Source organism: Stenotrophomonas sp., assembly GCF_032066555.1.
In the GTDB taxonomy this organism is placed as follows: Bacteria; Pseudomonadota; Gammaproteobacteria; order Xanthomonadales; family Xanthomonadaceae; genus Stenotrophomonas.
This window is the reverse complement of sequence record NZ_DAMBKV010000004.1, coordinates 57069-70037: the sequence shown is the minus strand read 5'-3', so window position 1 is coordinate 70037 and position 12969 is coordinate 57069. Positions and strand designations below refer to the sequence as shown.

The 12969-nt window shown below is 64.5% G+C and carries 12 protein-coding genes; 5 read left to right on the top strand and 7 right to left on the bottom strand.

Translation table 11 applies throughout. The annotated features are described in order from the left end of the window. Positions 1-29: 29 nt before the first annotated feature. Positions 30-1694: a CTP synthase gene (locus RT131_RS07020; protein ID WP_313171524.1), complete on the bottom strand. Its 1665-nt coding sequence runs from the start codon at positions 1692-1694 to the stop codon at positions 30-32. Between the two features lie 129 nt (positions 1695-1823). Next, a complete protein-coding gene (locus RT131_RS07015; RefSeq protein WP_303749656.1) occupies positions 1824-2075 on the bottom strand; it encodes a hypothetical protein in 252 nt (83 codons plus the stop codon). A 158-nt stretch (positions 2076-2233) separates the two neighbouring features. On the opposite strand from RT131_RS07015, the gene parE reads away from it, so the two are divergent. Continuing rightward, on the top strand, positions 2234-4123 hold the full coding sequence (gene parE / locus RT131_RS07010) for a DNA topoisomerase IV subunit B (RefSeq protein WP_313171520.1): 1890 nt from the start codon (positions 2234-2236) through the stop codon (positions 4121-4123). 263 nt (positions 4124-4386) lie between these two features. On the opposite strand, the gene RT131_RS07005 is transcribed toward parE, so the two are convergent. Together RT131_RS07005 and RT131_RS07000 are read right to left on the bottom strand one after the other, a co-directional pair. Next, a complete protein-coding gene (locus RT131_RS07005) occupies positions 4387-5508 on the bottom strand; it encodes an inorganic phosphate transporter (protein ID WP_313171518.1) in 1122 nt (373 codons plus the stop codon). Positions 5509-5520: 12 nt separating this feature from the next. Then, positions 5521-6147, bottom strand: a complete 627-nt coding sequence (locus RT131_RS07000) for a DUF47 family protein (protein WP_057628278.1) — start codon at positions 6145-6147, stop codon at positions 5521-5523. 275 nt (positions 6148-6422) lie between these two features. Here RT131_RS07000 and RT131_RS06995 point away from each other — a divergent pair, with 275 nt between their 5' ends. Then, entirely contained in the window at positions 6423-7766 is a 1344-nt protein-coding gene (locus RT131_RS06995; RefSeq protein WP_313171515.1) for a hemolysin family protein, read from the top strand. Continuing rightward, on the top strand, positions 7750-8424 hold the full coding sequence (locus RT131_RS06990) for an exopolysaccharide biosynthesis protein (RefSeq protein WP_313171513.1): 675 nt from the start codon (positions 7750-7752) through the stop codon (positions 8422-8424). Before RT131_RS06995 ends, RT131_RS06990 begins: the two co-directional genes overlap by 17 nt. A 115-nt stretch (positions 8425-8539) precedes the next feature. Here the strand turns inward: RT131_RS06990 and RT131_RS06985 are convergent, their stop codons facing one another. The 3 genes from RT131_RS06985 to RT131_RS06975 all read right to left on the bottom strand — a co-directional run bounded on the left by RT131_RS06985 (position 8540) and on the right by RT131_RS06975 (position 11125). Further along, positions 8540-9532, bottom strand: a complete 993-nt coding sequence (locus tag RT131_RS06985; protein ID WP_313171511.1) for an LLM class flavin-dependent oxidoreductase — start codon at positions 9530-9532, stop codon at positions 8540-8542. 137 nt (positions 9533-9669) lie between these two features. Next, positions 9670-10425 carry a sulfurtransferase gene (locus tag RT131_RS06980; protein WP_313171906.1) on the bottom strand — a complete coding sequence of 252 codons (756 nt, stop codon included), beginning with the start codon at positions 10423-10425 and terminating at the stop codon, positions 9670-9672. A gap of 334 nt (positions 10426-10759) precedes the next feature. After that, positions 10760-11125: a DUF6164 family protein gene (locus RT131_RS06975; RefSeq protein ID WP_313171509.1), complete on the bottom strand. Its 366-nt coding sequence runs from the start codon at positions 11123-11125 to the stop codon at positions 10760-10762. Positions 11126-11186: 61 nt separating this feature from the next. On the opposite strand from RT131_RS06975, the gene RT131_RS06970 reads away from it, so the two are divergent. Together RT131_RS06970 and RT131_RS06965 are read left to right on the top strand one after the other, a co-directional pair. Next, complete coding sequence (locus tag RT131_RS06970; RefSeq protein WP_313171507.1) at positions 11187-11618, top strand: FKBP-type peptidyl-prolyl cis-trans isomerase; 432 nt, start codon at positions 11187-11189, stop codon at positions 11616-11618. Next, complete coding sequence (locus tag RT131_RS06965; RefSeq protein WP_313171505.1) at positions 11602-12831, top strand: TIGR03862 family flavoprotein; 1230 nt, start codon at positions 11602-11604, stop codon at positions 12829-12831. The genes RT131_RS06970 and RT131_RS06965 overlap by 17 nt, the downstream gene beginning before the upstream one ends. The last annotated feature ends 138 nt before the right edge of the window (positions 12832-12969 follow it).

Genomic DNA, 12969 nt, shown 5'->3' with positions numbered 1-12969 from the left:
GCATGGCTCGGCACTACAGGGCGCCCGCTTCAGGCGCGGGCTTCCTGCAACAGCTTGCCGCCGGCCTTCTTCTCGCGTGCGGCGCGGATGAAGCCGATGAACAGCGGGTGGCCGCCACGCGGGGTGGACAGGAACTCCGGGTGTGCCTGGCAGGCCAGGAACCACGGGTGCTGGTCGCGCGGCAGCTCAACCACTTCCACCAGCGTGTCATCCATCGACTTGCCAGCGATCACCAGACCCGCGTCTTCCAACTGGGTGCGGTAACGGTTGTTGAATTCGTAACGGTGGCGGTGACGCTCGGCCACCACGTCCTTGCCGTACAGCTCACGGGCCAGGGTACCCGGCTTCAGGCGCTGCTCCTGCAGGCCCAGGCGCATGGTGCCGCCCAGGTCGGACTTCTCGTCGCGCTTCTCGATCTCACCGGTAGCGGTACGCCATTCGGTGATCAGGCCGATCACCGGATTCGGCGACTGGCGGTCGTTTTCGGTGCTGTTGGCACCTTCCAGGCCAGCCACGTGACGGGCGAAATCGACCACCGCCGCCTGCATGCCATAGCAGATGCCGAAGTACGGCACCTTCTGCTCACGGGCGTACTGCGAGGTCAGCACCTTGCCTTCGAAGCCGCGATCACCGAAGCCGCCCGGCACCAGGATGCCGTCCACGCCGTCCAGCGCGGACAGGCCGGACTCTTCCAGCTCCTGCGCTTCCAGCCACTTCAGGTTCACCTTGGTGCGCTGGCGCAGGCCGCCGTGCTTGAGCGCCTCGCCCACCGACTTGTACGCATCCTGATGGTCGACGTACTTGCCAACCACGGCGATGGTGACTTCGTCCAGCGGATGCAACGCGGCATCCAGCACTGCCTCCCACTCGGACAGGTCGGCCGGACCAGCCTTGTCACCCAGCTTGAGCTGATTGACCACGATCTCGTCCAGGCCCTGCGCATGCAGGCCCATCGGCACGCGGTACAGCACTTCCACGTCCGGCACGCTGATCACCGCACGCTCGGACACATTGGTGAACAGCGAAATCTTGCGGCGCTCGGAATCCGGAATCGCCTGCTCGGAACGGCACAGCAGCACGTCCGGCTGGATGCCGATCGAGCGCAGTTCCTTGACCGAATGCTGGGTCGGCTTGGTCTTCAGCTCACCTGCTGCACCGATGTACGGCACCAGGGTGAGGTGCATGAACAGCGCCTTCTCCGGGCCACGCTCGGTGCGCACCTGGCGGATGGCCTCCAGGAACGGCAGCGACTCGATGTCGCCGACGGTGCCGCCGATTTCCACCAGCGCCACGTCAAAGCCTTCGGTGGCCTCGTCAATGCAGCGGCGGATTTCGTCGGTGATATGCGGAATGACCTGCACGGTGGCGCCCAGGTAATCCCCACGGCGCTCCTTGCGGATCACGTTCTCGTAAATGCGCCCGGTGGTCACCGAATTCTTGCGGCTCAGGCGGTTATGTACGAAACGCTCGTAATGGCCCAGATCGAGGTCGGTCTCGGCACCGTCGTCGGTGACATAGACCTCGCCGTGCTGGAAGGGGCTCATCGTGCCTGGATCGACGTTGATGTACGGATCCAGCTTCATCATGGTGACCTTCAGACCACGCGCCTCGAGGATCGAGGCCAGGGACGCGGCTGCAATGCCCTTGCCAAGCGAGGACACCACACCACCGGTAACAAAAATAAGGGGGGTCACGGCTCACTGCCTCCCGGAAAGCCCTAGTTTAAAGGTTGTCGCCAAAACACCCAAGCACTGGATGCGGCGGATTAAAAAAAAGACGCCCCGACCTGCGCCGGGGCGTCCTTGAAACACCGGGAAACCGCGTCAGCGACGGCGACGGGCTTCCTCTTCCTCTTCTTCACGCGGCGCCGGCTGGTCAGCCTTGGCCTTGTCCTGGGCAGCGGCGGCAGCGCGGCGCTTGGCCTTCTGCTCGGCATCGCTCTGCGCCTTGTCCACCGGGGCCGCCTGTGCAGCCTCGGCCGCCTTGCCCTTGTCAGCGCTCTGCGCCATCACGAAGGGAACCGCGGCAACCGCAGCGACAACAACACCCAGGGCCAGCAATTTTGATGTTTTCATCCAAAACCTCCTCGGCTTGCCCAGCCAGACACGGCGGGCCTGTTTAGGAACCGTGTACAGCATAACGCGTCACAGCTGCCCCGGCCCTGAATGCCCTGCGTGCAAAAATCGCCGCCAGACCGCACACTCCCACGTCGATTTGCGCCCTACCGAGATCCATGAACGCCCGTTACAACGCCGCTGACATCGAAGTCCTCTCTGGCCTGGACCCGGTCAAACGCCGTCCTGGCATGTATACCGACACCGCCCGCCCGAACCATCTGGCGCAGGAAGTGATCGACAACTCGGTCGACGAGGCCCTTGCCGGCCACGCCAAAACCGTGGAAGTCACCCTGTTCAAGGATGGCAGCTGCGAAGTCAGCGACGACGGCCGCGGCATGCCGGTGGACATCCACCCGGAAGAAAAGATCCCGGGCGTCGAACTGATCCTGACCCGGCTGCATGCCGGCGGCAAGTTCAACAACCGCAACTACACCTTCTCCGGCGGTCTGCACGGCGTTGGCGTATCGGTGGTCAACGCCCTGTCCACGCTGGTGGAGATCCACATCCGCCGCGACGGCAGCGAGCATCGCATCAGCTTCCGCGACGGTGACCGCGCCAGCCCGCTGGAAGTGGTCGGCAGCGTCGGCAAGAAGAACACCGGCACCCGCCTGCGCTTCTGGCCGGACCCCAAGTACTTCGACACACCCAAGTTCAACGTCCGTGCGCTGCGCCACCTGCTGCGCGCCAAGGCCGTGCTGTGCCCGGGCCTGACCGTGAAGCTGACCGACGAAGCCACCGGCGAAGTCGACACCTGGTACTACGAGGACGGCCTGCGCGACTACCTGAAGGCCGAGCTGGGCGAGCGTGAAATGCTGCCGGCCGACCTGTTTGCCGGCTCGCTGAAAAAGGAAACCGAGATCGTTGACTGGGCCGTGACCTGGCTGCCGGAAGGCGAGCTGGTGCAGGAAAGCTACGTCAACCTGATCCCGACCGCCCAGCACGGCACCCACGCCAACGGCCTGCGCACCGGCCTGACCGAGGCGCTGCGCGAGTTCTGCGACTTCCGCAACCTGCTGCCGCGCGGCGTCAAGCTGGCCCCGGAAGATGTCTGGGACCGCGTCTCCTTCGTGCTGTCACTGAAGATGACCGATCCGCAGTTCAGCGGCCAGACCAAGGAACGCCTGTCCTCGCGCCAGGCCGCCGGCTTTGTCGAAGGCGCCGCCCACGACGCCTTCAGCCTGCTGTTGAACCAGAACGTGGAACTGGGCGAGAAGATCGCGCAGATCGCCATCGAGCGTGCCAGCGCGCGCCTGAAGACCGAAAAGCTGGTCACCCGCAAGAAGGTCACCCAGGGTCCTGCCCTGCCCGGCAAGCTGGCCGACTGCATCAGCCAGGACCTGTCGCGCACCGAACTGTTCCTGGTGGAGGGCGACTCGGCAGGCGGCAGCGCCAAGCAGGCCCGCGACAAGGACTTCCAGGCCATTCTGCCGCTGCGCGGCAAGATCCTGAACACCTGGGAAGTCGCCTCGGGCAGCGTGCTGGCCTCGGAAGAAGTGCATAACCTGGCCATCGCCATTGGCTGCGACCCGGGCAAGGACGACCTGTCCGGGCTGCGTTACGGCAAGATCGTGATCCTGGCCGATGCCGACTCCGACGGCCTGCATATCGCCACCTTGCTGACCGCCCTGTTCCTGCGCCACTTCCCCTCATTGGTGGACGCTGGCCACGTGTTCGTGGCGATGCCGCCGCTGTTCCGCGTCGACGTGGGCAAGCAGGTGTTCTATGCCCTGGACGAGGAAGAAAAGCGCTCGCTGCTGGACAAGATCGAGCGCGAGAAGATCCGCGGCCAGGTCAGCGTCACCCGCTTCAAGGGCCTGGGCGAGATGAATCCCTCGCAGCTGCGCGAATCCACCATCCATCCGGATACGCGCCGCCTGGTGCAGCTCACCGTGGACGACAGCGAGCAAACCTCGGCATTGATGGACATGCTGCTGGCAAAGAAGCGCGCCCCGGACCGCAAGGGCTGGCTGGAGAGCAAGGGCGACCTGGCTTCGCTGGAAGCCTGATCCAAGCAATCTCGCTGCGCCAAAAGCCCGCCCTCACCGGCGGGCTTTTTGTTGGCCGCGCGCCGCCATTTTTCTCTTTTGTGGGAGCGGCATAAGCCGCGAAGCCGGCATTGCCGACAAGACAGGGCCTTTTGCCACCTGATGGTGTGCGAGCTTCGCGGCTCACGCCGCTCCCACAAACAACACAACAACACCCCGCCCCACCCAACAAAAAACCCGCCATCACTGGCGGGTTTATGTTTGCAGACTGCGAACCAATAACCTCAGTTCCAACCCGCCATTTCGAACAGACGCAGGATCAGGTAAGCACAGCCGCCTGCCGCCGGGATCGTCAGGATCCAGGCCCACAGGATGCGTTCGATCACACCCAGGCGCAGCGACCGCGGGTTCTTGGCGAAACCAACGCCCATGATCGCGGTGGAGATGCTGTGGGTGGTCGAGACCGGCATGCCGAAGTGCGCAGCCAGGGTCAGGATGGTGGCCGAGCTGGTCTCCGCGGCAAAGCCGTGGATCGGGTGCAGCTTGACCATCTTGTGCCCCAGGGTCTTGATGATCTTCCAGCCGCCCGAAGCGGTACCGGCTGCCATCACCACCGCACAGGTCAGCACGATCCACATGGCGATGCCGTCGCCGCCGTGGGCATCCGGGTGCATGAAGGCCAGCCACGACGGCAGGTCATTCAGTGCGCCGGTTGCCTCGGCACCGATCAAGGTCATGGCGATGATGCCCATGGTCTTCTGCGCATCGTTATGGCCGTGGGCAAAGCCCATGTACGCCGCCGAGACGATCTGCGCCTTGCCGAAGAAGGCATTGACCCAGCGCGGACGCGCCAGCCGGCCAAGCATGCCGCCCACGCGGGCCATGCCGGCGATGATCGCCCACAACAGGCACATCACCACCACGCCGAGCAGGAAGCCGGCGATCGGCGAGGTGATCATCGGCACGAACACCTTCCACAACAGGCCCTTGTTCTGCGCCCAGTTGCCGAGGTTCTGCGACCAGATCAGCGCATCCCAATTGTTATGCGCAGCGGCCAGACCGGCGCCACACAGGCCACCAATCAGGGCATGCGAGGAGGAGGACGGCAGGCCCTTCCACCAGGTGATCAGGTTCCAGACGATGCCGCCCAGCAGCGCGCACAGGATCACCTGCGGAGTCACATCGACCACGTCGGTGTTGAGCAGGCCATTGGCGATGGTCAGCGCGACGGCGGTGCCGGTCAGCGCGCCGATCAGGTTCATGAAAGCGGCCAACATCACCGCCCAACCGGGCGACAGGACCTTGGTTGCCACCACGGTGGCAATGGAATTGGCGGTGTCGTGGAAGCCGTTGATGAACTCGAAGACGAGCGCGGCCAGAATCACCACCAGGACGAGGGTGAGCATAGAGCGTCCCCGTCAGCTGTTCTTGAGCACGATCTGGTAAGCCACCACGCCGGCTTCGCGGCAACGGTCGATGGCCTTTTCCAGGATCTCGAAGAATTCCTTGAGCAGGAACATCTGCAGGTTGTCCAGGCGACCGGAGTAGATGTCGCGGTACAACTCCAGCATCAGGCGGTCAGCCTCGTTCTCCAATGAACGCAGCTTCTCGTTGAGCGCGGTCATGCGGTCCAGGTTCATGTGGCGCAGGTCGTTGACCATCTCCACCACCACGCCTGCGGCCTGCTCCAGCATCGCCGCGCGCGGGGCGAAATCGATCTGGTCCAAATGCTGCACAGCCAGCGAATAGCGATCGGCGAACTTCTCGATCTGCTTGGGGATCTTGTACAGCGCCGAACCCAGCGCTTCGATGTCCTCGCGCTCGATCGGGGTCATGAAGCTGTCGACCAGCGCCTGGCTGATCTTGTCCGAGGCGGCGCGTTCGCGCAGACGGGCGAGCTTGAACGCATCCAGCGCCGGCTGACGATCGGCCTCGCGCATCATGCTGTGCAGTGCCTTGGCACCGTCATAGGCGGCCTGCGCGGCCTCGTCGAGGTAGGTATAGAACTGCTTGCCGGAGCCAAAGATGGTCTGCAACGAAAACATGGGGAGCCTATTCGCCGTCGCGGGAGGGACGGCACCAAGGGCGAATTATGACGGTTTGATGGCATTCAGGGTATTCCCACCGTGTTTTTTGGCCCCGAAATGTGAACGGCCGGGCGTACCTGGCCCGCCGGGTTTGCTAAGATTGCCCAGCGCCTTCGTGGCGCACCCTATGGACGACGACCCTTATCCCCCGCCACAGCGCCGGATCCCGCCCCTGAGCGGCCGCCGCCACCGCAAGCACCCGCCCTCCCTGCCACCAACCCGGGGAGAGACCCGTGTTTGAATTTTTCATCGTACTTGCCCTGATTCTGCTGAACGGGTTCTTTGCCATGTCCGAGATGTCGGTCATGACCTCGCGCAAGAGCCGCCTCAAGCAGCTGGCCAGCTCCAGCAAGCGCGCCGCCCGCGCGCTGGCCCTGTCGGAAAAGCCCGAGAACTTCCTTTCCACGGTGCAGATCGGCATTACCCTGATCGGCATCCTGACCGGCGTGTACGGCGGCGATGCCATCGGCGGCGCCATCGCCCAGCAGCTGCAGGCCTTGTTCCCTGCGTTGTCGGCCAACTTCTCGCTGTTTGGTGCCACCCAGCCCTGGTCGGAGTTCATCGGCAAGACCCTGGCGGTCGCACTGATCACCTATCTGACACTGATCTTCGGCGAACTCGTACCCAAACGCGTCGCACTGACCCGCTCCGAAGACATCGCCGGCATTGTCGCGGTGCCGATGAGCTGGCTGGCCCGTATCGCTGCCCCCGGCGTCTGGCTGCTGTCGCACTCCACCCGACTGGTACTGCGCCTGCTCGGCCTGGGCAAGACCGAATCGGCCTCGGTCAGTGAAGAGGAGATCCGCATGCTGGTGGCCGAAAGCCATGAGCAGGGCGTCATCGACAGCCACGAGCGCGACATGATGAACCGCGTCATGCGTCTGGGCGACCGTACCGCCGACAGCCTGATGACCCCGCGCAACCGCATTGCCTGGCTGGACACCACCGCCGACCCGGAGAAGAACCTGCACGCCATGCGTGAGCACGCGTTCTCGCGCTATCCGGTATACCGGGGCAATGACCAGGACATCGCTGGCATCCTCGAGGTCAAGAGCCTGGTCACCCGTCTCAGCGGCGGCAGCCACAGCCTGTTCGAGAACCTGCGCGAGACCCTGTACGTCTCCGAGTCCACCCATGCAATGAAGCTGCTGGAAATCTTCCGCGAGGAGCACCAGTCAATGGCGCTGGTGGTGGACGAATACGGCGAAATCCAGGGCCTGGTCACCATCTCCGACCTGATGGGTGCCGTGGTCGGTCGCCTGCAGGCGACCGAAAACACCGACGACGACGCCCTGGTGGTGACCCGCGAGGACGGCTCGTTGCTGGTGGACGGCTCGCTGCCGGTGGATGACCTGCAGGAGCTGATGAACGGCGCCGAGTTGCCCGACGCGGAGGAAGGCGATTACTACACGCTGGCCGGCATGTGCATGCACTATTTCGGTCGCATTCCGCACGCGGGCGAATATTTCGACTGGGCCGGCTGGCGCATCGAAATCGTCGACCTGGACGGTGCCCGCATCGACAAGCTGCTGCTGCGCCGGCTGCCGGAAGAAGACGCTGATGACACCACCGGTTGATCCGGACGGCGCTGCGCCGGACGCTGCCAGCACAGAAAACGGCGGTTATCGCAACGAAGGCATCCGTACCCTGCTGGCGATGTTTGAGCGCGGCGATCCGGATGAGCACCTGCCCTTGGGCAAGGTGCTGCAAGGCCTGGACCAAAGCGCCTTTGGCGTCTTTCTGTTCATCGCCATCCTGCCGGCTTTCATTCCGATCCCGGGCATCGGCGGCGCGGTCAGCAGCCCCCTGGTCTTCCTGATCGGCAGCCAGCTGCTGTTCGGCATGTCACGCCCCTGGCTGCCGGGGTTCATTGCCCGGCGCGGCCCCAAGCGCAGCACCGTGCACAAGTTCCTGAGCAAGATCAGCCGACCGCTGCAACGCCTGGACCGGATGTTGAAGCCGCGCCTGGCCGTACTGATCGCGCCATTGCCGGCACGCATGCTCAGCGGCGTCCTGCTGCTGCTGGTCGGCCTGCTGCTGTCGCTGCCGATCCCGTTCACCAACTACCTGTTCGGCTTCCAGTTGCTGCTGTTCGCGTTGGCACTGATCGAGCGCGATGGCGCGCTGATGGCGTTCAACTGGGTGGCAGCGATTGCTGCCGGCCTGTTCTTCGGATTTGGCTCTGGCCAGCTGATCAGCGAAAGCATCGCATTGTTCCAGCGCCTGACCAATTGACTGCCCCCGGCAGTCGGTAGTGCCGAGCCATGCTCGGCAGAGGCTTTACCCGCAAAAAAGCCCCCCCTCTACCCAGCCCTCCCCTTGGCTACGCCAAAGGGAGGGGGCAAACGGCTTACGCCGCCACCCGCTGCCAGGCCTGCATGGCCAGGTCGAACGAACGCAGCCGCGCGGCCGGATCGTAGATATTGGCGGCCAACATCATTTCATCCGGACGATGGCGCTCGACGAAGGCCACCAGCCCTTCGGCCACCTGTGCCGCATCACCGACGATGCTGCAGGCCAACGCACGTTCGACACCGGCCTTCTCATGCGGCGCCCAGAACGCTTCGATGTCATCCACCGGTGCCGGAATCCGTCCCGGCGTACCGCGTCGCAGATTGACGAATGCCTGCTGCTGGCTGGTGAACAGGCGCTTGGATTCGGCCTCCGAATCACTGGCAACCACATTCAACGCCAGAATCGCGTAAGGCGCCTGCAAGTGCTCGGAAGGACGGAAATCGCGGCGATACAGCGTCAGCGCCTCATCCATGGCATCCGGGGCGAAGTGCGAGGCGAACGCGAACGGCAGGCCCATCGCCGCCGCCAAACGCGCACTGAACAGACTGGAGCCCAGCAACCACACCGGCACCGCAATGCCACCACCGGGCACGGCCTGTACCGATTGCCCCGGCTGCACCGGTGCAAAGTAATGCAACAGCTCGGCCACATCCTCCGGGAACTGGTCGGCGCTGTCGAAATAGCGACGCAATGCGCGCGCAGTCGGCTGGTCGGTACCAGGTGCGCGCCCCAGACCGAGATCAATGCGATCCGGATACAACGACGCCAGCGTGCCGAACTGCTCGGCCACCTGCAATGGCGAATGGTTGGGCAACATCACCCCGCCGGCACCCACACGGATACGCGAGGTGCCGCCGGCCACGTGCCCGATCAGCACCGAGGTTGCCGCACTGGCGATGCCCGGCATGTTGTGGTGCTCGGCCAGCCAATAGCGGTGATAGCCCCAGCGGTCGGCATGCTGGGCCAATTCCAGCATGTTGGCGAAGGCCTGCTGCGGGGTTGAACCCTCGCAGACCGGGGCCAGATCAAGGATGGAAAGGGGAATCATTCTGCGGTCTCCATGGACGATGCAAAGGACATGGGGCTGGTCCCTGCATTCTCCATGCGCGCAACACGGCGCGCGCCGGGACACTGTTTCCCACGCCCCCATCCGAGCGTGGGCGTGGGCGTGGTCCTGGGCCTGGATCAGGCCTGGACGTCGTCCTGCCGGTCCACCAGCGGCTGCAGCTGTGCATCCAGCGCTACGCGTTCATCAAACACGAAACAACGGCCGTCGTAGCCTTCACCACCCACTTCCTCGAAGTAACCGAGGATGCCGCCTTCAAGCTGCAGCACGTTGTGCATGCCGTCGTTCTGCATCCACAGCGCGGCCTTTTCACAACGGATGCCGCCAGTGCAGAAGCTGACCACGGTGGCATCGGCCAGTGACTCACGGTGCGGCTCCAGCGCGGCCGGCAGATCGGTGAACTTGGCGATCGGCAGGGTCAACGCCCCCGCGAAGGTGCCGTGGGCGAACTCCTGCCAGTTGCGGGTATCCAGCATCACCACGCGCTTGCCGTCATCATCGTGGCCTTGCCGCAGCCAACGCTGCACGGTGGCCGGGGCCACGCTGGGCGCGCGCGGGTAATCCAGCGGCTGGCCATCGTCACGGCGGAAGCTGATGATTTCCGGCTTGAACTTGGCCTTCAACCTGGCGAACGGCTGCATCTGGCTGTGGCTGTACTTGATGCGCATGTCGGCGAAGCGCGCATCGGCCTTGAGCTGGCTGTAGAAGCCATCAATGCTTTCGCTGCTACCGGCCAGGAACAGGTTGATGCCTTCTTCGGCGATCAGGATGGTGCCGCGCAACTCCAGCGCCTTTGCGCGTTCATGCAAGGTGGCGGTCAAGGCTTCGGCATCAGCCAGCGGGACGAAGAGGTAGGCAGCGGTATTGACGATCATGGGCATAGTTTAAACGAGCGGCCCCCAGCCGTTGTAGGAGCGGCGTTAGCCGCGAAGCTGGCAATCCACAAACAGCACAAAAACCAACCCCTCCCCAGCCCTCCCCTTGCCTGTGGCAAAGGGAGGGAGTGTAGTGCCGAGCCATGCTCGGCAGGGGCGTTCCCGGTCAAGCCTCAGCCGACCATGGGTCGGCACTACAGGTGAAGCCTCCGCCGATACGTGAACGGGAATTGTAGAGCGGCGTAAGCCGCGAAGCTGGCAATGCCCGAAAGACCCAAAAGCCCCCGCTAACCCTCCCCTACCCCTGCGGAGCAAGGCAGGGAGCTGAGAGCAATCACCCCCGCAGCAGGAAATACGGCAGCAACACCAGGGCCGAGACAACCACCATGCCCAGCAGCACCGCCACCACGAACAACGGCCGACTCCGCAACATCGAACCGAACGTCTCGGCGCTGCCATCACGCAGCGCCGCCTCCCGCTCTTCACGCACCCGTTGCCCTCGTTCAGCCTGATAGGTCGCCATCAAGGCCTTCGCGCGGGGTTGGTCGTCGTTGTCGCGCAGCCAGATGCCGCCACTGGAAATGCCCCAGGGGCTGGCTTCGGTGCGGTACCAGGCGATGCCGTTGCGGTCGAGCAGTTCGCCGACCTCGGCGCTTTCGTCGTCGCCGACATTACGTAGATTGAGCAGCAATTTGGCCATGCCGCCATGATACCCGGCAGCGATGCGCTACCCTGCACGCCCTTTTCCAACGGAGCGCGCCATGCGCCGTCTGTTCATCCCGCTGCTGCTGTCCTTGTTGGCCGCCGGCTGCACCCCGCCGGGCCCACCGCCGGGCGGCACCATCGCCAAATTCGAGCAGATCGACACCGTGCCCGGCACGGGTGCTGAAGCAGTGGCCGGCAGCAAGGTCAGCGTGCATTACACCGGCTGGATCTACGACGAGCGCAAACCCGACAAGCACGGCGAGAAGTTCGACAGCTCGGTGGATCGCGGCGAGCCGTTCAGCTTCAACCTGGGCGACAAGCAGGTCATCCGCGGCTGGGACGAAGGCGTCGCCGGCATGAAGGTTGGCGGCAAGCGCACCCTGATGATCCCGGCCGAGTATGGCTATGGCAATCGCGGCGTTGGCCCGATCCCGGCCGGTTCCTCATTGGTCTTCGATGTAGAACTGCTTGATGTCAAACCTCGCTGACAAGACGGTTGCCGTCATTGGCGGCGGCCCGGCCGGCCTGTTCGCCGCCGAACGCCTTCGCGCGGCCGGGGTGGCGGTCAACCTGTACGAGGCCAAGGGCTCGCCCGGGCGCAAGTTCCTGATCGCCGGCAAGGGCGGGCTCAACCTCACCCATTCCGACCCGCGCCCGCTGTTCGACAGCCGTTACCGCGAACGCCAGTCCGCCGTAGCGACCTGGCTGGACGGCTTTGATGCCGATGCCCTTCGCCGTTGGGCGCAGGGTCTTGGCGTGGAAACCTATGTCGGCAGTTCCGGTCGCGTATTCCCGGTGGACCGCAAGGCCGCGCCGCTGCTGCGCGGCTGGGTGCGCCGGCTGAAGGAACAAGGCGTGCGTTTCCACGTGCAGCACCGTTGGCTGGGCTGGAACCCGGACGGCAGCCTGCGCATGGCCACCGCCGATGGCGAAATCGCTGTTCGCGCCGATGCCACGGTATTGGCGCTGGGCGGCGGTAGCTGGCCGGAGCTGGGCTCCGACGGCAGTTGGATGCCGGTACTGCAGCAGCGCGGCGTAGATACGGCACCTCTACAGCCAGCCAACTGCGGCTTCGACATCGATTGGACTACCCATTTCCGCGACCGCCATGCCGGTGCACCGATCAAACCGGTGGTTGCGCAGTGGACCGATCTGCAAGGGCACGCGCAGTCGCTGCAGGGCGAATGCGTGGTCAGTCAGTACGGCATTGAAGGCAGCCTGATCTACGCTCTGGCCGCCGACCTGCGCGAAACCCTCAATCGCGACGGCGCGGTGACATTGGAGCTGGATCTGGTGCCCGGCCGCGACGAAGCACGCCTGCTCGCCGACCTGGGCCGCGCACGCAAGGGACGCAGCTTTGGCGAGCACCTGCGCCGCGCTGCCGGTTTGGACGCCGCCAAGGCCGGGTTGTTGTTTGAAGTACTGGGCAAGGATGCCGGCAATGATCTGGCAGCCGTCGCGCGCACGCTCAAGCGCCTGCCCTTGCAGTTGCTGCGGCCACGTCCGATGGCCGAAACCATCAGCACAGCGGGTGGTGTGCGACTGGAGGCACTGGATGACGGACTGATGCTCACCGCACAACCTGGCGTTTTCTGCGCGGGTGAGATGCTGGATTGGGAAGCCCCCACCGGCGGCTACCTGCTGACCGCCTGCTATGCCAGCGGCCTGCGCGCCGCAGAAGGTGTGATCCGCTGGTTGTAGTGCCGACCCATGGTCGGCAGGGACCTTACCGGTAACGCCGCAGCTTGCAGGAGCGACGCAAGCCGCGAAGCCAAGGATCAATCCGATTGCAACGAAACCCGCGGCTTCATCGCCGCGGGCTTCGCGGCTCACGCCGCT